At 68.5% G+C, this 19,972-nt stretch carries 20 protein-coding genes; 4 read left to right on the top strand and 16 right to left on the bottom strand.

What is annotated here, in order from left to right; translation table 11 throughout:
- Positions 1-702 precede the first annotated feature (702 nt).
- Entirely contained in the window at positions 703-1,464 is a 762-nt protein-coding gene (locus ACNSN7_RS14900) for a protein sorting system archaetidylserine synthase (protein WP_418283091.1), read from the top strand.
- A gap of 13 nt (positions 1,465-1,477) precedes the next feature.
- Here the strand turns inward: ACNSN7_RS14900 and ACNSN7_RS14895 are convergent, their stop codons facing one another.
- The 10 genes from ACNSN7_RS14895 to ACNSN7_RS14850 form a co-directional block, all read right to left on the bottom strand.
- Positions 1,478-2,422: a DNA adenine methylase gene (locus ACNSN7_RS14895; protein ID WP_418283090.1), complete on the bottom strand. Its 945-nt coding sequence runs from the start codon at positions 2,420-2,422 to the stop codon at positions 1,478-1,480.
- A gap of 86 nt (positions 2,423-2,508) precedes the next feature.
- Complete coding sequence (gene psmB, locus ACNSN7_RS14890; RefSeq protein ID WP_418283089.1) at positions 2,509-3,240, bottom strand: archaeal proteasome endopeptidase complex subunit beta; 732 nt, start codon at positions 3,238-3,240, stop codon at positions 2,509-2,511.
- A 182-nt stretch (positions 3,241-3,422) separates the two neighbouring features.
- The gene (locus ACNSN7_RS14885; RefSeq protein ID WP_418283088.1) at positions 3,423-3,596 is read right to left on the bottom strand and encodes a hypothetical protein; all 174 of its coding nucleotides are present in this window, start codon (positions 3,594-3,596) and stop codon (positions 3,423-3,425) included.
- A gap of 228 nt (positions 3,597-3,824) precedes the next feature.
- Positions 3,825-5,123, bottom strand: coding sequence for a M20/M25/M40 family metallo-hydrolase (locus tag ACNSN7_RS14880; protein ID WP_418283087.1), 1,299 nt, complete (start codon positions 5,121-5,123; stop codon positions 3,825-3,827).
- On the bottom strand, positions 5,120-6,025 hold the full coding sequence (gene dapF, locus ACNSN7_RS14875) for a diaminopimelate epimerase (protein WP_418283086.1): 906 nt from the start codon (positions 6,023-6,025) through the stop codon (positions 5,120-5,122). The genes ACNSN7_RS14880 and dapF overlap by 4 nt, the downstream gene beginning before the upstream one ends.
- On the bottom strand, positions 6,022-7,422 hold the full coding sequence (lysA, locus tag ACNSN7_RS14870; protein ID WP_418283085.1) for a diaminopimelate decarboxylase: 1,401 nt from the start codon (positions 7,420-7,422) through the stop codon (positions 6,022-6,024). The genes dapF and lysA overlap by 4 nt, the downstream gene beginning before the upstream one ends.
- Positions 7,419-8,261, bottom strand: coding sequence for a 2,3,4,5-tetrahydropyridine-2,6-dicarboxylate N-succinyltransferase (locus ACNSN7_RS14865; RefSeq protein WP_418283084.1), 843 nt, complete (start codon positions 8,259-8,261; stop codon positions 7,419-7,421). The genes lysA and ACNSN7_RS14865 overlap by 4 nt, the downstream gene beginning before the upstream one ends.
- Before the next feature lie 46 nt (positions 8,262-8,307).
- Complete coding sequence (gene dapB / locus ACNSN7_RS14860; protein WP_418283083.1) at positions 8,308-9,162, bottom strand: 4-hydroxy-tetrahydrodipicolinate reductase; 855 nt, start codon at positions 9,160-9,162, stop codon at positions 8,308-8,310.
- Positions 9,159-10,118, bottom strand: coding sequence for a 4-hydroxy-tetrahydrodipicolinate synthase (gene dapA / locus ACNSN7_RS14855; RefSeq protein ID WP_418283093.1), 960 nt, complete (start codon positions 10,116-10,118; stop codon positions 9,159-9,161). Before dapA ends, dapB begins: the two co-directional genes overlap by 4 nt.
- Before the next feature lie 308 nt (positions 10,119-10,426).
- Complete coding sequence (locus ACNSN7_RS14850) at positions 10,427-10,903, bottom strand: NUDIX domain-containing protein (RefSeq protein ID WP_418283082.1); 477 nt, start codon at positions 10,901-10,903, stop codon at positions 10,427-10,429.
- Between the two features lie 219 nt (positions 10,904-11,122).
- Here ACNSN7_RS14850 and ACNSN7_RS14845 point away from each other — a divergent pair, with 219 nt between their 5' ends.
- Complete coding sequence (locus ACNSN7_RS14845; protein ID WP_418283081.1) at positions 11,123-11,602, top strand: cupin domain-containing protein; 480 nt, start codon at positions 11,123-11,125, stop codon at positions 11,600-11,602.
- 4 nt (positions 11,603-11,606) lie between these two features.
- Here ACNSN7_RS14845 and ACNSN7_RS14840 read toward each other — a convergent pair whose 3' ends face one another.
- Positions 11,607-12,575: a transcription initiation factor IIB gene (locus ACNSN7_RS14840; protein WP_418283080.1), complete on the bottom strand. Its 969-nt coding sequence runs from the start codon at positions 12,573-12,575 to the stop codon at positions 11,607-11,609.
- 366 nt (positions 12,576-12,941) lie between these two features.
- Between ACNSN7_RS14840 and ACNSN7_RS14835 the strand changes: the two genes are divergently transcribed.
- Both ACNSN7_RS14835 and ACNSN7_RS14830 read left to right on the top strand, forming a co-directional pair.
- Complete coding sequence (locus tag ACNSN7_RS14835; RefSeq protein ID WP_418283079.1) at positions 12,942-14,189, top strand: M24 family metallopeptidase; 1,248 nt, start codon at positions 12,942-12,944, stop codon at positions 14,187-14,189.
- Between the two features lie 48 nt (positions 14,190-14,237).
- Entirely contained in the window at positions 14,238-15,425 is a 1,188-nt protein-coding gene (locus ACNSN7_RS14830; RefSeq protein WP_418283078.1) for an MFS transporter, read from the top strand.
- Between the two features lie 58 nt (positions 15,426-15,483).
- Here ACNSN7_RS14830 and ACNSN7_RS14825 read toward each other — a convergent pair whose 3' ends face one another.
- The 5 genes from ACNSN7_RS14825 to menD all read right to left on the bottom strand — a co-directional run bounded on the left by ACNSN7_RS14825 (position 15,484) and on the right by menD (position 19,972).
- The gene (locus tag ACNSN7_RS14825) at positions 15,484-15,720 is read right to left on the bottom strand and encodes a DUF7120 family protein (RefSeq protein ID WP_418283077.1); all 237 of its coding nucleotides are present in this window, start codon (positions 15,718-15,720) and stop codon (positions 15,484-15,486) included.
- Between the two features lie 53 nt (positions 15,721-15,773).
- A complete protein-coding gene (locus tag ACNSN7_RS14820) occupies positions 15,774-16,376 on the bottom strand; it encodes a CDP-alcohol phosphatidyltransferase family protein (RefSeq protein ID WP_418283076.1) in 603 nt (200 codons plus the stop codon).
- Between the two features lie 177 nt (positions 16,377-16,553).
- Positions 16,554-17,510 (bottom strand): NAD-dependent epimerase/dehydratase family protein, encoded by a 957-nt coding sequence (locus tag ACNSN7_RS14815; protein WP_418283075.1) that lies wholly within the window; start codon positions 17,508-17,510, stop codon positions 16,554-16,556.
- A 75-nt stretch (positions 17,511-17,585) separates the two neighbouring features.
- Positions 17,586-17,990, bottom strand: a complete 405-nt coding sequence (locus ACNSN7_RS14810) for a DUF7994 family protein (protein ID WP_418283074.1) — start codon at positions 17,988-17,990, stop codon at positions 17,586-17,588.
- Positions 17,987-19,972, bottom strand: coding sequence for a 2-succinyl-5-enolpyruvyl-6-hydroxy-3-cyclohexene-1-carboxylic-acid synthase (gene menD / locus ACNSN7_RS14805; RefSeq protein ID WP_418283073.1), 1,986 nt, complete (start codon positions 19,970-19,972; stop codon positions 17,987-17,989). The genes ACNSN7_RS14810 and menD overlap by 4 nt, the downstream gene beginning before the upstream one ends.

Raw genomic sequence — 19,972 nt, 5'->3', positions numbered from 1 at the left:
CAGGGACGGTCGCCGGAACCGCTCGGCGACCGTCCCTGACGAGGCTGGGGAGGCGTGAGGCGCGGGTGCGGTGCTGTGCGGGTGGGACTCAAAGGGGCAGCCGCGAGGACGAAGCCCGCCGCAGTAAGCAGCGTGGCGCTACGCGCCACGGGCAGCCGGCGGCAGAGCCGCCGGCGACACCGCACCGGGCTGTGTGGAGAGGGGCGGCGCGCAGCAAGGCGCGCGAGTCGTCGCGGCTGGGGCTTTGCAGGTGTTCACCGCCGATCCGAGGAAGACCGCTTATAAGCGAGCGGCTGGGGCTTTGCAGGTGTTCACCGCCGATCCGAGGAAGACCGCTTATAAGCGAGCGGCTGGGGCTTTGCAGGCGTTCATCGTCGATACGACCGAGGTTGCTTATAAACACCCGCCAGCAACTCCCCAGTTCCACGTATAAACACCCGCGCCACCGATCTGGTACACCCACTCCCGCTCTCGATCACGAAGTACCCCATTCATCGACGGCTGTTTCATGCCGTGTCGTGTCTGAAGGGTGGGATCTCGACGGAACCCTATCTTAATAGTTCAACGTTGATATTCCGTAATCGGCATGAGCGGAGAACGGACTTACGGCTAGCAACGAGTCCGGGAAGAGAGAGGAGTGCATGCCAGTGAACACGACATCGTATAACAAACCCTAAAACCCGGGTCGTCGACCGATCCGGTATGCACCTGCGGGTGATCGGTCGACTCGGGCTCGCCGATGCGGTGACGGTGGCGAACGCGGCTGTCGGCTTTCTCGCGGTCGTCGCCGCGACCGTCGACGTCGCGCTCGCTGCTCGCCTGATCCTGTTTGCGGCCATCGCGGACGGGCTCGACGGCGTCGTCGCTCGCCATCGGGGCTCGACGCCGGCCGGACCGTACCTCGACTCGCTGGCCGACGTCGCCTCGTTCGGCGTCGCGCCCGCGATGCTCGTCTCCGTCGTCCTGCTCGATGCGCACGCCTTCGAGAGCGATCCCCTGTTCGTTGCCGTCGGTCTCGGCGTGGCGGCGCTGTTCGTTGCGATGGCCGTCGCCCGCCTCGGTCTGTACACGGCCTACGACAGCGACAGCCGCGAGACGGTCGGCGTCCCGACGACGCTCGCGGCGACGATCCTCGCAGCGGCCGTGTTGGCCGGATACACCGCACCCACCCTGTTGGTTGTGGCCGGCGCGGTCTTCGCGGTACTGATGGGGTCCACGATCACGTATCCGGACCTCCACGCGCAGGACGCGCTCGTGATGGGCGTCGTCCAGGCGGCGGTGATCCTCTCGCCCATCGCGACCGCGCTCGCGCCCGTGGTCCCGGAGTGGATCGGCGAGGGGTTCGCGTTCGCACTCCTGTTTCTGTCCTGTGGCTACCTGCTGTTTGGCCCCTGGTTCTACTGGGGAGACGGGATCCCGGCCGGTGCGAACGGCGATGTCGGGGACCATCGATCCGGGGAGTGAGTCCGCCGGTCCGTCACTCGAACTCCGCGAGCGACTGCTGGCCCGCCTCGCCTCGCTCGTCCGGCGGGACCGTCGTCGCGATCACCTCGTTCACCTCGCCGCGGGCGTCGGCGTCGCTGTTGATCGCTCGGGTCGCTCCGACGCGGTCGACGAACAGTCCGGCGTCGTCGTACACGTCGTACATCACGCCGGAGTTCGAGAGCACGACGTGGACGTCGCGTGCCGCGAGATCGGTGACGACCTCGAGCAACGCGATCTGGTCCTCGCGGTCGAAGCCGCCCGCGCTGTACTCCGCGAAATCGGCGGTCGGACTCATCGGCTCGTACGGCGGGTCGACGTACACGAGGTCGCCCGCCTCCGCGGCGTCAACGACGTACTCGTAGCTCCCCTGCCGAAGTCCGTTCTCGGCGAGACGTCCGAGGACGCGACTCGCTTCGCGGACCTGCTCCGCGCGGACCCAGTCGGGATCGGCGTACCGGCCGATCGGGACGTTGAACGATCCGTCGCTGTTCTCGCGGTACAGTCCGTTGAACCCGGTTCGGTTCAAATACAGGAGCCGGGCCGCCTCGTCGAGCGGGTCGAACGACTCGCCGTTCGGCCGCCGGTTGAACAGGGCCCGCTGTTGGTAGTAGTAGGCGTCAATGTCGCGTCCCTTGCGATCCGTCTCGGCGAACGCTTCGTCGGGGTTCGGGTCGCCGTCGGGGTCGTCGAACTCGCGACAGCGCGCGATCAGCTCCTCGGGCCGATCGCGAACCTGCTCGTAGAAGTTGTGGAGCCGGACGTTGCGGTCGTTGACCGTCCCGCGCCGTGGCTCGTGGTCGAAAAAGAGCGCGCCGCTCCCGAGGAAGGGCTCGTGGTACGCGTTCGTATCCGGGTCGTACGCGACCGGGAACCGGGCGTACAGCTCGTCGAGCAGCTGTCGTTTCCCGCCCGCCCACTTGAGGATCGGCGTCGCCATCGGTCGTTCGACACCAGCGGCCGCGGGTTTAAAAGGATCGTCGATCGAAGCGATCGGTGGCGGAGCGTCGGTCCGCGGTCGGGAGCTTACAGGAGCTCGTCGAACTCCTTGTGACGGGAGATGTCGACGCCCTCGTCGGTGACGACGGCGACGTTGATCCCGTTGCCGGACGCCAGGTCGCGCTCGACGGCGGATTTGATCGCCTTCGCGGCGACCGTCTTCGCCTCGTCGACGGAGAGTTCGTCGTCGTACTCCTGTTCGAGGACGCCGAGCGCGTACTGGGAGCCGGAGCCGGTGACGGTGTACTCCTCCTCGATGACGGAGCCGAGCGGGTCGATGGAGTAGATGTGCGGTCCCTCCTCGTCGACGCCGCCGAGGATCGGCTGGACGATGTAGAACGCGCCGGTCCGCAGGAGGTTCCCGGTCAGCGTCGACAGCGCCTGCATGGACATGTCCTTGCCGCGTCGGGCCTCGTACAGGTTCGTCTCCGCGCGGAGCGTGGAGATGAGGTTCTGTGCCGCCGAGACGCCGCCGGCGATGGTGAGTGCACCCGTCGGGTGGACCTGTTCGACCTTCTGGACGTCCTTGGAGGAAACCATCCCGCCGAGCGACGCGCGCATGTCGGTCGCGAGCACGACGCCGTCGGCGGTCTTGATGCCGACCGTCGTCGTCCCCGTCTTCACGCCCTCGTCGTCGTTCGCGGCCGCACCGCGGCGGTCGGCCCCTTCGAACTCGCCGAGCTCCGGTCCGAAGACCGGCTGGTCACGGCCCAAGCTGCCGGACGGCTCGCCCGAGAGATCGCCTGTCGGTGTTCGCATTAGACACTCGTTGGCCCGGCGCGCTGATAAAGGCAACCCTTCGAGTACCGACCGCCGGTGTCGATAGACTCGTCAGTCTTCCGTCGACGGGCTCGTCGCACCGCCGGCGAGACGGTCGTGTTCCGCCGGCGAGAAGGGCCGTGGCTCCGCGGTGATGAACGTCGACGGAACGGGACGTTGAACTACTCGTCGGTGTCCTGGTACGCCTCGGCGGTGGTCTCGACGAGTCGGTGGACGGGGAGGTTGATACCGAGCTGGTTGCGTGCGAACATCGCCACGGGGAAAAGCGATATCCCGATGGCGACGGTCGCTTGATGGAGCCCGAAGAGGGCTGCCGTACGGATGCGGTCGAGCATGGGTCTTCGCTAGTCCCCAGCAGCAGATGGTATATAAGCCTTCTGCTGCGAGCGTCGGTGTGGCCCCGCCGCAGTCTATCGGTTTTCGAAAAAGATTATCGATCATGAAATTACGTAAGCAGAGGTATCGACACGCGTGTATCACAAGCGGATCGGACCCGACTCGTTCCTATAACTTATGAGAATTCAGTCGAACTCGTGCGCTTACAGTAGCGCGTCGATCACGCCCTACAGTAGCGCGTCGATCGCGTGCTCGATCGCGTGCGCAGCGACCTCGACCTCGCGAACGCGGACGTACTCCCGCTGGGCGTGTGCGACTGCGCCCGCGTCGTCCGCGAGGTCGCCCGGACCGAACACGACGGTCGGGGCCGGCGCGAAGTACGACGCCTCCGTCGCCGCCGCGAACGGCCGCACCGTTCCGCCCCGCCCGTCCGGAAGCCCGGCGTCGACGCCGCCCGCCCGGGCGGCCGTCGCCAGCGCGTCGACGAGCTCGTGGGTCGGTTCCGTCGAGAACGCTTCGAGGAACGGAGAGTCGCGATCGGTCAGATCGAACGTCACATCGACGTCCGACGGGGTCTCCGCCCGAACCGACGAGGCGAGCGCCGACCGGAACCCCTCGGCGGTCTCCGGCGGGATCGACCGACGGTCGACGGTGATAGCGCAGTCGGCCGGAACCTGATTGGTCGCGGATCCGCCGTCGATCACCGTCGGTGTGAGCTTCGGCGGCCCGAGTTGCGGGTGGGCTGCCGCGCCGTCGTCGAACGTCCGAATCGCCCGCAACGCCTCCTCCGCCGCGGCGACGGCGTTGACGCCCTCGAACTCCGCGGCGTGAGCCGCGACGCCGGACAGTTCGACGGTGCCCTGAAACCGCCCTTTCGCCGCGGGACAGACGTCCAACCCCGTCGGTTCGCCGACGATGAACAGGTCCCCGTCGAGGCGGTCGTCGCTTCCGGGAAGGAGACCGACCAGCTCCGCCGCACCCAGCGAGAGCGCCTCCTCGTCCGGCGTCACCGCGAGAGTGACCCGACCGCGCTCCGGTTCCGACGCAAGGAACCCGGACAGCAGCGCTGCGAGCGGTCCCTTGGCGTCACAGGACCCCCGGCCGCGGATCACGTCGACGCGGTCGACGGACGCTCTTTCCTCCGCCTTCGTCTCCTCCGATCCTCCCGCGTCCGATCCTCCCGTGTCCGCACCTCCCGCGTCCGATCCCCCAGTTTTTGCACCTCCCGCGTCCGGTCCCGTCGCCTCGCGGTCACGTTCGAAGGACACGTGCGGGGTGACGGTGTCGATGTGAGTGTTCAACACGAGGTGCGGTCCCTCGGCGGGGGCGGGCGACGCCTTCGTCGCGACGACGCAGCCGCCGGCGACGACGTCCGCGTCGACGCCGGACGACGAGAGCGTCTCGACGAGAAGCGTCCGCATCGCCGAGACGTCCTCGTGGGAGGGTGTCGCGACCGCCCTCTCGAGAAAGCCGATCGGGTCGAACGCCGTGTCCGATCCTGAGCGCTCCCGGCGGTTCCCGCTCATCGTGGGTCCGCGGAGAGCGTCCCGGCGACCTCGTGTGCCACCGGGCCCGCTAGCGTCGCGGGGCCGCCGGCCGGGACCGTAATGGAGAGTTCTCCGCCCGGCGGTCGGGTTCGAACCGTCTCACCATCGACGAGGCCGAGGCGACGTGCGACCGCCGCGATCGCGACCGCGCCGGTCCCACACGACTGCGTCTCTCCCTCGACGCCGCGCTCGTACGTCCGCTGGTCGATCACGGGCGATCCCTCGCCGCCCGCACCGTCGTCGACGACCGCCGCGAGGTTCACGTTCGCGCCGACGGGGAACACGTCGGCGTTGCGCACGGGCGGGGCAACCGCCGCGAGGTTCACGTCGTCGACGTCGTCGACGAACGCGACCGCGTGCGGGACTCCCGTGTTGACGGCAGTGACGGTCAGTCCGGCCACCGATTGCTCGATCAGCGGTTCGTCGCGGTCGATCGGCACGTCTCGCGGCACGAACGTCGGCGTGCCCATCTCGATGGTCGCCGCCGTCCCGTCCTCGCTCACGCTCGCACGGCGCGTGCCGGCCTGCGTGTCGATCATGAACTCGCGCTCGCCGGTCCGATCGTGTGCCCATCTGGCGACGACTCGCGCACCGTTACCGCACATCGCCGCGGTCGACCCGTCCGGCTGCACGAGGGTCATCACCACGCGAGTCGGCCGGTAGTGATCCTCGATGCTCAAAAACAGGACGCCGTCCGCACCCCGACGGTCGGGGGTGTCGCCGCCGTCCGATCCGAACGCCGCCCAGTCGACGCCGGTCTCGCGGTCGCAGTGTGTCATCGCGAACGCGCTTCGGTCGGCGACCGCCTCCGATGCGTCGACGACGATGAAGTCGTTCCCGGTGCCGTGATACTTCTCGATCGGAACCGCGTGCGTGCTCATAGCTCCGCCTCGCGTTCGACCGTCGTGAGGTCAGCGAGCGTTTCGCGCCGTCGAGCGAGTCGTGTGCCGTCGTCTGAGAGCGCGACCTCCGCAGGCCGCGGCCGTGAGTTGTACTGGGTTGCCATCTCGTATCCGTACGCGCCCGCGATGCCGACCGCGAGGAGGTCCCCCCGGGCCGGCCGTGCGAGCGGTCGTCCGTTACAGAACGTATCCCCGGTCTCACAGATAGGTCCTGCGACCGTCACAGGGGTTGCCGGCCGGTCGCCCGGTGCCGGCTCCCCGTCCGCACCGCCGAGGTTCCGGATCGGGTGGTACGCGTCGTACATCGCCGGTCGGAGCAGGTCCGTCATGCCGGCGTCGACGCCGACGACCGTCTCGTCGGGCGTCGACTTCACCGTGTTCACGCGGGTCAACAGGACGCCGGCGTCCGCGACGACGTACCGACCCGGCTCGATCGCGAGAGCGACGGAACCGTCGTCACCGCCGCCGTTCCCGGTCGGAACCCCCCCGAGCGCCTCGCGGGTCGCGGACGCGACCGCGGAGAGATCGAGGGCCGGGTCGTCCTCGCGGTACGGGACGCCGAACCCCCCGCCGACGTCGACGTACTCCAGGTCGATCGGTGCCGAGTCGGCGTCCCGGTCAGCGGCCGAGCCGTCCGCCCCGACCAGCGACCGGGCGAGGTCTCCCATCCGGGAGACGAGCTCGCGGTGGCTGTCCAGTTGCTCCGGGTCGATCCCGGAGCCGGCGTGCGCGTGGATACCGACCACGTCGAAGCGCTCCGCGGCCTCGCGAACGACGCGCTCGGCGCGGTCGTACGGAACGCCGAACTTCGCGGCCGCACCCGTCCTGACCTTCTCGTGGTGGCCCGCGCCGACGCCGGGGTTCACGCGGACGCACACGCGCCCGTCGTATCCGCGGTCGGCCAGCCGGTCGAGCGTGTCGACCGCACCCGCCGTAACCGTCAGCTCAGGTTCCGTCCGCGCCACGTCGACGACGTACTCGAGGTCGCGGGCGGGCGGGTTGACTGCGGTGTAGTGGAGCCGGTCACCGCCGAACCCGGCCGCGAGCGCGCGGTCGAGCTCGCCCGCGGAGGCGCACTCCGCGCCGAGTCCCGCCTCGCGAACCGTCTCCAGCACCGCGCGCCCGGTGTGGGCCTTCACCGCGTATCGAACGTCGGCGTCGGGAAACGCGTCGGTGAGCCGCTCGCAGTTCTCCCGGACGCGGTCGCGGTCGACGACGTACAGCGGTGTGTCGAACTCGGCGGCGAGTCCGTGAAGCGAGTCGGCGTCCCAGTCGCTTACGCGGCGGACGAGCGGGTTCGACCCCGACCCTCCGGCGTCCGTGGTCGCCGGTGGACCGTCCGCGTCCGTGTCCGATACTCCGTTGGAGTCGTTCATTCCCGGAGCGCGTCCTCCCGCTGCGTGGCCTCGAGCGTCTCCGCTTCGACGTGCGTCGCGACGACCGCCGGTTTGTACGCACCGCCCTCGAACAGTTCGTGGTCGCCGACCGACGACTCGACCATCCGCGTGAACGCCCGGCGCTCCGCCGGGAGGTGCCCGTAGATTATCTCCTCCTCGACGAGGTCGTAGACGGGGATACGTGGGGTCAAGAGGGTGTTCTCGCCGACGATCGAGTTCTCGCCGATCCGGAATCCGCTCGTGACGCGACAGCCCGCGCCGAGCGAGACGCCGTCCTCAATCACGACGGGCGCGTCCTCGACGGGTTCGAGCACGCCGCCGATCAGCGTGTTCGCGCCGAGTTTCACGTTCTCGCCCAGCTGTGCGCAGGAGCCGACCGTGTCACAGGAGTCGACGAGGGTACCGTCGCCGACGTACGCGCCCATGTTGACGAACGACGGGCTCATCATGATGCAGTCGCTGCCGAGGTACGCGCCGCGCCGGATCGCGGTCCCGTCGGGGGTGTTGCGCGTGCCGCGCGCCCCCAGGTCATCGGTGTTCCGCAGGGGGAGCACGTCGTAGTAGGTGACGCCGCCGTACTCGCGAGCCTCCGTCTCCCGGAGCCCGAAGTTGAGCAGGATGCCCCGCTTGACCCATTCGTTGGCCTCCCACGACGTGACGTCGTCGCCGGTCTTCTCGGCGGCGCGGACCTCGCCGGCTTCGAGCGCCGCCAGGAACGCTTCGAGCACGGCGTCGTCGTCGCTCGTGGTGTCGGACGCGGTCAGTCCCTCGTCCTGATAGCGATGCCAGAGGTCGGATACGTCGGATTCGAGCGTCATTGATGAGTGTAGTGAACCAGCATCGGTATTTACCCGTCGATCCCCGCTATGCGTCGAGCACGTCGTCGAAGTCGTACCAGCCGGGATCGCGACCGGCGAGCCAGTTCGCTGCGTCGAGCGCGCCCTCCGCGAACACCCCCCGGTCGCCCGCGCGGTGAGTGAGTTCGATCGTCTCGCGGTTGCCCGCGAGCAGCACCTCGTGTTCGCCGGTGACGTCGCCCGCACGTCGGGCGTGCACGCCGATCTCGCCGGGGCGGCGAGGTGCCACGCCCTCGCGGCCGTGAACGCGTTCGTCGAGGTCGTCGCGGACGTCCTCGACGTCGCCGAGGATCGTCTTCGCGGTCCCCGAGGGCGCGTCGCGTTTCCCGTTGTGGTGTGTCTCCGTGAGCTCCACGTCGTAGCCCGGGACGGCGGCGACCGCCTCGCGGACGGCCCGCCGGAGCGCGGCGACGCCGCGGGCGAAGTTCGACGCCTTGAGCAGAGCGATCTCGTGGCTCGCCTCGCGGAGCCCGCTCGTGCCCGACGAGTCGAAGCCGGTCGTCCCGGTGACGATCGACACGCCGGCGGCGGCGCACGCCTCGGCGTACGCGACCGCCGACTCCGGCCCCGTGAAGTCGACGAGAACGTCCGGTTCGCGCTCGGCGAGCAGCTCCGGAAGCCGCTCCGCGCTCGCGACGTCGACGCCCGCGACGGGGTCGGTCGCCGTGCGATTGACCGCGACCGCGACCGCGACGCCCTCGCGGCTCGTCGCGGCCTCGATCACCTCGCGGCCCATCCGCCCGCCCGCTCCCGTGACGGCGATTCGGAGGGTGTCGTCGCGTCCGGTGTCACTGGTCGACCCGCCCGATCCGCCGGCTCCGTCCGATCCGCCGCCTCCGTCCGAATCTCCCGATCCGCTCATTCGGCCGCCTCCGCGGGGTCCGGGGCACCCTCCTCGTACTCGGCGAGCAGCGCCCGGAGGGCGTCACGGCGCTCCGCCGAGAGTCGCGTCAGCGGCGATCGAACGTGCGGGCCGCCGCGTCCGCGAACGTACATCGCCTCCTTCACCGGGATAGGGTTGGTCTCGACGAACAGCTCGCGGACGAGCGGTGACAGCTCGTGATGGAGGTCGCGAGCGCGGTCGTAATCGCCCGACAGCGCGGATCCGACCATCGCACAGGAGCGTTCGGGCTCGACGTTCGCGACGACGCTGATCGTTCCCGTGCCACCGACCGAGAGGATCGGAAGCGTGAGTCCGTCGTCACCCGACACGACCGAGAACTCCTCGTCGCGGGTGCGCTCTATCACCTCGCTTATCAGGTTCAGATCGCCGGAGGCCGCCTTGTACCCCCGTACGTTCGGATGGGCCGCGAGTTCGACGGTGACGTCGACGGGGATCGACTGACCCGTCCGCGAGGGGACGTTGTACACGATCTGGGGGAGGTCGACCGCGTCGGCGATCGCCCGGTAGTGATCGAGGAATCCCTGCGGTTCGGGCTTGTTGTAGTACGGCGAAATGAGGAGGAGTCCGTCCGCACCCGCGTCCGCGGCGCGCTCCGACAGCGAGAGCGCCTCCGCGGTGTTGTTCGACCCGGTGCCGGCGATGACGGGGACGTCCTCGACGGCCGCCGTCACCGTCTCGATGACGTCGACGTGCTCGTCGTGGCTCATCGTCGCCGACTCGCCCGTCGAGCCGACGGGGACGAGGCCGTCGACGCCCGCGCGTTCGAGATACCGCGCGTTGTCGGCCAGTTGGTCGTGGTCGACCTCGTTGTCGTCCGTAAAGGGCGTCGTCATCGCGGGATACACTCCCTCGAACGGTTCGTCGGTCGCGTCGTGTTCGGTCGCGTACGGCGTCGTGGTTCGTGTGTTCGTCATTGTCGGTGTGTCGTGAGTGGTCGTGGTTCCTGTCTGGTCGGTCGTCGGAAGCGGTGCGGTTCGTGGTCCGTCGTCGGCCTCGTCGGTCCCGTCGAGATCGATGTGGTCCGACTCGGTCGTCTCCGCCGTGTCGACGGTGTACACGCGGTCGGGGGTCGTCCGGGACGGGGTCGCCACTCCCGCCGGTGGACGTTTCACGCGCGCTTTTTCGAGAAGAGCCGCGCCGCTGGTGGCGCCTGCGGGCCGCGTTCGGGCGCGGTCGTCGTCACGGTCGTGTGTGCGTCCGTGAGGAATATATACGTTTTGCCTCACCTGGCGTCGGCAACGGTTTCGATCGCCTCGCAGCCGAGTTCGACGACGTCGGAGTCGAACTCGCTCGCGTGCAGGTCGTCGGGCGTATACCAGTTCCAGTCGTCAGCGGCGGCCTCGTCGTCGCCTGCGGGATCGATCCGCCGGTGTGGCACGTGTGCGTAGTAGAGGTGATCGATATGTTGGTGACCGACCGATCCGTCCGGATGGACGTCGATGTCGTGTAGCATGAGGTGGGCGGGTTCCGGGAGCGGTCGGCCGTTCGGCGTCTCCACGTCCGCACGGTCGGCGACGAGGTCGGCCTCGAGGCCAGTCTCCTCGCGTATCTCGCGGATGGCCGCCTCGTGTGGGAGTTCGTCGCGGTCGACGTGACCACCCGGTGGGAGATGAATCCCGAGACGATCGTGCTCGTGAAGGGCGGTTGCACCGTCGTTCACGATGTACGTCGTCGCCGTGAAGTGACGAGTCGTCTCCATGCGCCCGGATGGACGTCGACGGGCTTTTCAGTTGCGTCTCCTCCGCTCGTCCGGTACTCTTCGTCACGTCTCCTCCGCCCGTCCGGTGCTCTTCATCACGTCTCCTCCGTGTCCGTTTTCCTCCGTGTCTGCTCTCCCCGTCCACCGTTCTCGCGTTCGTCCCATCGATTCGATCCGTTCCACGAAACCGATTTGGGGCTGGTGGCCGAGCTGTTCGTCGTGACACTGATCAACACAGATGATCTCGACTGGGAGCGCCCGGAGGACGAACGGGCATCGTGGAAGCGCAAGCGACTCGCGGCCGCCGCGGGCGGCGAGCAGATCGGCTGCAGCCTGTATCTGCTCCCGTCCGGCGAACGCTCGTGGCCGTACCACTACCACGCGAACAACGAGGAGGCGATGTACGTGCTTTCGGGGGTGGGGACGCTTCGGCTCGACGGCGAGACGTGCTCGGTGTCGGCCGACGACTACGTCCCCTTTCCCGCCGACGAGTCCGGCGCTCACCGGGTCATCAACGACGGTGACGAGCCGCTGCGCTACCTCCTGATCTCGACGATGTCGGAGCCGGACGTGACGGTGTATCCGGACTCCGAGAAGTTCGGCGTGTACGCGGGTGCCCCGCCCGGAAGCGACGCGGAACGGACGTTGGACGGGTACTATCGGATCGACGACGATGTCGACTACTGGGACGGGGAGTAGCCGGTCAGTCCATCGCGATGCCGTCCTCAGCCTCGAGCAGCTCGTGGTACCGGTTCCGGATGGTGACCTCGCTGATGTTGGCGACGTCGCTCACCTCGCTTTGGGTCACTTTCTCGTTGGACAGCAGTGAGGCCGCGTAGATGGCGGCGGCCGCGAGACCGACCGGCGATTTCCCCGAGTGGATCCCCTGTCGCTTCGCGGTGTCGAGGAGCTCGCGTGCGCGACGTTCAACCTCATCGGAGAGACCGAGATCGCTCGCGAACCGGGGGACGTAGCTCTCCGGGTCGGCGGGCCGGATCTCCAGTTTGAGTTCACGGACGACGTAGCGGTAGGTGCGGGCGATCTCCGCCTTCTCGACCCGTGAAACGGTCGCGATCTCGTCGAGGCTACGCGGGGTGCCCGCCTGTCGGGCCGCGGCGTACAGCGACGACGTCGAGACGCCCTCGATCGAGCGGCCGGGGAGGAGGTCCTCATCGAGCGCCCGGCGATAGATGACGGAGGCCGTCTCGCGGACGTTGTCCGGAAGCCCCAGCGCCGAGGCCATGCGGTCGATCTCGCCGAGCGCCTGCTTGAGGTTGCGCTCCTTGGAGTCGCGCGTGCGGAACCGCTCGTTCCACGTTCGCAGCCGCTGCATCTTCTCGCGCTGGCGACTCGACAGGGACTTGCCGTACGCGTCCTTGTCCTGCCAGCCGATGTTCGTCGAGAGGCCCTTATCGTGCATCATGTTCGTCGTCGGCGCGCCCACGCGGGACTTGCTGTCGCGCTCGGCGGAGTCGAACGCGCGCCACTCGGGCCCGCGATCGATCTCGTCTTCCTCGACGACGAGTCCGCAGTCCGCACACACCGTCTCGCCGTGTTCGGTGTCCGTCGCGAGCTGGCCGCCGCACTCGGGACAGGTTAGCTCCTCCTCTGACGACTTCTCTCGCTCGTCGTCGACGTGCTCCGACGTATACGTTCGGACGTTTTCGCTCATTGTGTTGGGTTCTGGGGGACGGGAATGGGGTACCGAGAGATGGGTCTCGGTTTCGATTTCCTCACCTACTGAAAGGGTTTGAAACCACTTAAAACCACGTACTATAATCGCGCTCGAAAACAGGGTTATGAGCGGGTTAAACCATTACATATGGTAGATACGTCGGTGTCGGTTCCGGTACGACACCGGTCCCGGGATCGGAGCCGAACTCCGTCGATCGCGAGTATATATCCGTTTCGTACGAGTGGACTCCCGGCACGACCGCTTCGGCGACCGACACACCTACACTCGGCCGACGCTCCGCGGCGACCGCTTCGGCGACCGCTTCGACGACAACCCTTTGGTGGTCGGCCGAGGACGCTCGACATGGATCGAACGGGTCTCGACGACGCCCTCTCGGCCGCCGAGTCTGACGGGTACCTGATCGACGCCGCACAGGACGACGCGAACCAGCTGTACCTCTCGGGGTTCACCGGACCGGACCCGTTCGTCAGCTTGTACGCCGACGGTCGTGTCCACGTCCTCGTCTCCGGACTGGAGTACGGTCGCGCGAGAACCGAATCCGACGCCGACACGGTCGAGCGTCACGCCGACTACGACTACGCGTACGGCGGTCCGGAGGCCAAGTACGACATGTACGCCGAGTTCGTCCGCGAGAAGGGCGTCGACGCGGTGCTCATGCCGCCACGGGGGCCGGTCGGCACCGCGGACGCGCTCCGCGCTCGGGGGATCGACGTCACCGTCGACGACGGCGACGCGCTCACCGAGGTCCGCGCGGTGAAAACCGACGCGGAGATCGAGGCGATCCGGGACGCCCAGCGAGCGAACGAGGTCGCGATGCGGGCCGCCGAGGAGCTGTTCGCGACCGCCGACGTCGCGGGCGACTCCGTCCCGCTCGACGACGTTACCGTCGAGGGCAGTTCGGTTGAGACGGTCGAACCCGGAACCCTCGTCCATGGGAGCGAGGTCCTGACCAGCGAGCGGGTCACGGAGACGATCGAGATCACGCTCCTTCGTCACGGCTGCGCACTCGACGAGACGATCGTCGCCGGGGGGTCACAGGCGGCGGACCCGCACGACCGCGGGTCGGGACCGCTCCGTGCGAACGAGGCGATCATCGTCGATATCTTCCCGCGATCGAAGGCGACGAAGTACAACGCCGACATGACGCGGACGTTCTGCGTCGGCGAGCCGAGCGCGGAGCTCCGCGAGCGGTACGATCTCACCGAGGACGCACTCGATGCCGCACTCGACGCGGTGAAGCCAGGGAACACGGGCGGGGACGTTCACGCTGCTGCGTGCGAAGTGTTCGAGGAGGCGGGCCACCCCACCTTCAGGACCGCTCCGGACACCGAGACCGGATTCATCCACTCGACCGGCCACGGGATCGGCCTCGACGTCCACGAGCTCCCGCGACTGTCGAACGGCGGGGCCGAACTGGAGCCCGGGCACGTCGTCACCGTCGAGCCCGGGCTCTATGACCCCGCGATCGGCGGCGTTCGCATCGAGGACCTCGTCGTCGTCACCGAGGACGGCCACGAGAACCTCACCGACTACCCGATCGAGTTCGTCGTCGGCGAGAACGCCGGGACGGATCGATCCGATTCCAGTTAACACGGCCGCGATCGGAACCGCCTTTCCCGCTCCCCGTGAACCGCCGCCGTGAACTGGCGGTACGCCCACACTGCGCTCGCGCTCTGTACGCTCGCGTTCACCGCGACGATGGTCGCGCGACTGGTCATCAGCCCGCTCGTCCCGGCGATCACGGAGGCGTTCGCGGTGACGAACGCGACCGTCGGGCTCGCGCTGTCCGGGATGTGGGCCGCCTACGCGCTCGCGCAGTTCCCCTCCGGCGTCCTCGGCGACCGATACGGCGAGCGAACCGTGATCTTGACCGCGGTCGGCGCGACCGCTCTCGCCGCGCTCCTCATCGCCGTGTCACCGTCGATCCTCGCGTTCATGGCCTTCACGGTCGTGCTCGGCGTTGGTGCGGGGCTCCACTACTCGGTGGCGACGACGTTCCTCACGAAGCAGTTCGACGACATCGGCCGCGCGATCGGGGTCCACGTCGCCGGCGGACCGATCGCCGGGCTCGCCGCCCCGCCCGCCGCCGCAGTCGTCGGAGCGCAGTACGGCTGGCGGGCGGGGATTCTCCTCGGAACGCTCGTCGCCGTCCCCGTCTTCGTCCTGTTCGCGTGGCGGATCGACCCGACGGAGCCCGTCCGACCGGACCAGCCGATGCGCGACCGGTTCGCCGTCGGTCCGCTCGTCGAACTGCTCTCGCGCCCGCCGATCCTCTACACCACCGTACTGGCGACGCTCGGCGCGTTCTCCTGGCAGGCGACCGCCTCGTTCCTCCCGACGTTCCTCTCCGTCGGCGGCGGGCTCTCGACGGGGCTGTCGGCGGTCCTCTTCTCGCTGTACTTCCTCGTCCACGGCGGAACCCAGCCCGTGACGGGATCGCTGTCCGACCGGTTCGACCGCGACACGGCGGCGATGCTGACGATGTCGGCCGGCGTCGTCGGGTACGGAACGCTCGTGTTCGTTGCGGCCACGGACGGCGCGGGGCTCGCCCCGACGGTCATCGGCGTCGTTCTCGTCGGACTCGCGATGTCGTGGGGCGCGCCCGTCCAGTCGCGGTTCATGGATCTGCTCGCGGCCGACGAGCGCGGGGCCGGGTTCGGGCTCGTCCGTACCGTCTACATGGTGATCGGCGCGTCGGGCAGCGTCGTCGTCGGCGCGGTGTCCGACGTCGCGGGCTGGACCGTCGCGTTCGGGCTGCTCGCCGTCGTCATGGGACTCGGTCTGACGACGCTCACGGCGAATCGGGTGCTCGGTCTGGGGTACTGAGCCGACGAAAAGCACCGCTCACAACCGTACAACGAGGCGACCAGCACCGCTCTCGGCCTTATAAGCGGTCGTCCTCGATGCTGCCGGGGTCTTGTGCGGTGTCGAACATGTTGTTCTCCGCGCCATCCAACATCTCGTCGCGGGGGTCATCGTCGACGACGGTGACGTTGTACGCCTCGATCCCCGAGGAGATGAGCTCCTCGGCCGCCTGCTCCTCGGAGACGAACTCCTGGTCGGCGAGCTGCTGGAACTCGGCGTACACGTCGTCGGACAGATTCAGCTCGAAGGTGGGCATACCCCCCGTTTCGTCCGGAGACTTTTAAACCCGATGGGCGGCGTACCGACCGATCACAGGTCGGCCCACGCGCCTCGGAACCGCTGGAGTGCGGTGAGATGACCGACGACCGCGAGCAGGACCAAGAGGAGCTCGACGACGGTCAGGCCGGCGACGATCGGGGCCGCGTGGATCGCGGCGATCCCGCCGACGATCCCCATCAGCGCGAGTCGGTCGGCACGACCCAACAGGCCGCCGTACTCGCGACCGATTCCGACCGCCTGTATCTGCGTGCCGAGGTACGACGTCATCAGGACGCCGGTCACGGCGAGGAAGCCGAGCGCGTACGCCCCGACGCCGGCGGTGAAGCCGGCGATGATCGCGATGTCGGCGTAGCGGTCCAGCACGTGGTCGAGGAAGTCGCCGCCGTCGGAGGCGACCCCCGTGCGCCTCGCGAGCGCGCCGTCGACGAGGTCGAGCCAGCCGTTGAACAACACGAACAGCGCACCCGCGAGGTAAAACAGCGGTTCCGCGACCGCGAACGCCCCGGCCGCCGCGACCGCTGCTCCGAACGCGATCACGCTCACGCCGTCGGGAGAGAGTCCGAGTCGCTGCGCCGCGCGTACCCACGGACCGAGCAGTCGCTCGGCCACCGGTCGGAGTCGGTCGAGCGTCATCCGCGGCTCACTTCCTCGTGCATCGTTCGTCCGAACGGTCGGCCGGCGGGGTTAAAACTCGTCGGTAAACTGGGCGCGGCTCTCGCTTGAGTGAGTCTCCACCCGGGTCGACACCTCATTCAGTGCGGTCGACACCTCATTCAGTGCGGTCGACACCTCACTCGCGCGGTCGACTCCTCATTCAGTGCGGTCGAGTCGTTCGGGAGCCAGCTCCGCGATCAGGTCGCGTGCTCCGGTCCGGACCGACTCGTGGCTCGACAGCGTCGGCTCCCAACCGAGCGCCGAGAGCTTCTCGATCGACAGGCGCATCTTCGGTACGTCACCGGTCCAGCCGCGGTCACCGCCGGTGTACTCGTAGGCGGGATCGACGCCGAGCTCCTCGCTCACGACGTCGGCGATCGTCGTCACCGACGTCGTCGTCCGGGTCCCGAGGTTGTAGGTGTTCACGTCGGAGTCGGCGTGCTCGACGACGTGACGGAGCGCGTCGACGCAGTCGGATACGTGCATGTACGACTTCTCCTGTCGGCCGTCACCGAGGATCGTGAGCCTCGTCTCGTCGTCGAGGAGCTTCTCGATGAAGTCGGGAACGACGTTGCCGCGCTGGTACGGTCCGACGATGTTCGCGAAGCGCACGATCCAAACGGTGAATCCGTAGGAGTGGCCGAACGTCGACAGCAACGCCTCGTCGGCGAGCTTCGACGACCCGTAGATCGAGATCGGTTCGAGCGGAGCGTAGTCCTCGGGCGTCGGCCGGGGAGCCTCGCCGTAGACGGCCGACGAGGAGGTGAACGCGAGGTTCGTCACGTCGACCTCGCGCATCCGCTCCGCGACGTTGTACGTCATCGCCGTGTTCTCCTCGAAGAGGGTCCGATCGTCGTCGAAGTTCGTGTCGGTGTAGGCGGCCAGATGGAAGACGACGTCCAGGTCCTCGGTGACGACGTCCGCCACCTCGTCCGGCTCGGTGAGGTCCGCGCGGACGAACTCCGCCGCGTCGGGCACGCGATCCCGTTCGCCCTTCGAGAGGTCGTCAGTGACCCGGACGTGAGCCGCGTCGTCGACGAGGTCGCCCGCGAGGTGACTACCGATCAGCCCCGCGCCGCCCGTGATCAGCACGCGCGCTCCGGTGAGGTCCATGTCTCAGCAAGCGCGGCCGCCTGAAAAAGGGGTTGCGGTCGAAGACGGGGCGTCTCAGCCACGTCGACGGGTGTCTCAACCGATCAACGGCCCGTCCTCGAACGCGTCGGCGTCGAAGTACACGCCGCCGCGGAGGTAGTCGATTCCCATGGCCCCGAGTAGCAGTCCGCTTCCCCCGAGCGTGACCGCCACGACGATTTCGGCCGTGCCGGGCGGGCCATCGAGCAGCGTCACGACGGCGTTCGTCAGTACCATCGCGGCGACGCAGAGATCGCCGATACCGACGACCCTGATCGGGGCGAGCCCGAACGGCGACCCGCCGAATCCGGCGACGACGAACGCCACGCCGCCCACGACGAGCAGCGCCCCCTGCACCGCGAAGGCGGGATCCAGCCAGAACGCGCCACCGAACGCCGCGGTCAGGACCCCGACACCGAGGAGGAGTGCCGTCCCCATGACGGCGAACCAACGCCGCTTCATCGGCACGACTCCTCAGCGCCCAGCGGCTCGTCGTGAACCGCCCGCTCGACGGCGTCACGAAGCCGGTCTCGGGTCCGATGGCTCTGCTCGGCGTCGACTCGAACCTCGATCAGGTGTGAACCGTCCGCGTCGCGCGCCGTCCGGTACGCCTCCGCGACCGCGTCGATCGACTCCGCACGGCGCTCGGTTTCGGCTCCTTCGCTTCCGTCCCCTTCGTCTCCGCCCTCCTCGTTTCGGGCGTCGATACGAACGTACTCCAGCCCGTGGAGGTCGGCCATCGGCTCGAAGTCGAGCCCGTGGGGAGTTTTGAACTGTTCGGTGAACTCCGGCTCGAACGACTCGATCGGGAGCTGGTGGAAGATCCCGCCGCCGTCGTTGTTGATCAGGACCACGGTTGCGTCGACGTCGCACCGATCGATCGCGAGCAGCCCGTTCGTGTCGTGATACAGCGCGAGATCGCCGACGACGAGCGTGAGGTCGTCCGTCGTCGCCGATCCCGCGCCGAGCGCCGTGGAGACGATCCCGTCGATGCCGGAGACGCCGCGGTTACCGAGCGCCGTGACGCTCGTCGCCCTCGGGGGAACGAACCGATCGAGGTCGCGGACGGGCATCGAGTTGGAGACGAACAGCGTCGACGGCTCCGGGAGCTCGTCGACGACCGCACGGAGGACGTCGCCCTCGTGGAACCCGCACGGCGAGACCGCGTCCGGGGCGTCCGAAGCCGTGCCCGGAGGGGCTTGCGTCCCTTCTTCGATCCCATCGTCCGGTCTCTCCCGGCGATGAACCGCTCGCGCGGCTCGATCCGCGTCCGTCCACTGCGCCGTCCACTCCGTATCGCGTCCACCTCGAACGATCCGGGACAGGCGGGCACAGAGCCGGTTCGGCTCCGCGACGACCAGATCCGTCGCCGCGAACTCCGCCTCCCGCCAGCGGCCGGCCGGATCCACGACGTACTGATCGGCTCCCGTTCCCGCGAGGTACTTCCGAAGGCGTTTGGAGGTTGGCGAGGCACCGAGGCGAACGACGACGTCCGGATCAGTCCAGTCCGAACCGGGATTCTCGTCGGCTCCAGTTGCGTCGGCGGCATCACCGGTTGCGTCACTCCCCCCGCCAGCGAGCGCACCTGAGAGGTACGCGTCGTACGCGCCGATCACGGGCGCAACGCGCGTGTGGCCGCCGTATCGGACGCCCGAGAGCGGGTCCGCGATCACCGGATAGCCCGTTGCGTGTGACAGCGCCGTGACCGCTTCGGGATCGAGTCCCGGCGGATCCGCCGGCCCCGCCACGATCAGTCCTCGGTCGGCCGAGAGCGCCTCCGCGAGCGCGCGGAGGTCCTCCTCACCCGGTTCGGTCGATCCGCCGGTGACGTCCACGTACGGTCCGTCGCGGCCGCGTTCGGCCGTCGGATCGAGACCGTCGGGAACGTCGCCGGGGACCGAGACCGGTTCGAGCGGCTTCGCAAACGGCACGTTGAGGTGAACGGGCCCGGGATCTGCACCCTCGGCGACCGCGACCGCGCGAGCGACGGTCGTTCGCAGCGACCGGAGCGCGCGGTCGTTCGCGGCCGGCTCCGGGAGATCCTTATAAAACCGGACGGCGTCGCCGTACAGCTTCTCCTGATCGGCGGTCTGATTGGCCCCCGAATCCCGGAGCTCCGGGGGGCGGTCGGCCGTGAGCGCGAGCAGGGGAACGCGGGCGTTCTCCGCCTCCATCACCGCCGGGTGGTAGTTGGCGGCGGCGGTGCCGGACGTACAGACGAGCGGGGTCACGCGACCCGTCCGTCGGGCGCGGCCGAGCGCGAAGTAGGCGGCCGAGCGCTCGTCGAGCCCGGAGAACAGGCGGAGATCGTCGTTTCGCGCGGCGGCCATCGTCAGCGGCGTCGATCGGCTCCCGGGGGAGACGACGACGCTCTCGACGCCCGCGGCGACGAGTTCGTCGATGAGCGCGGTCGCCCACAGCGTGTTCCGGTTCGGCGCGGTCAT

Origin of the sequence: Halorubrum rarum (assembly GCF_048380895.1) — an archaeon.
Classification (GTDB): domain Archaea; phylum Halobacteriota; class Halobacteria; order Halobacteriales; family Haloferacaceae; genus Halorubrum.
Note: the sequence above shows the minus strand (reverse complement) of the source record. Positions and strands in the feature narration are given on the sequence as shown.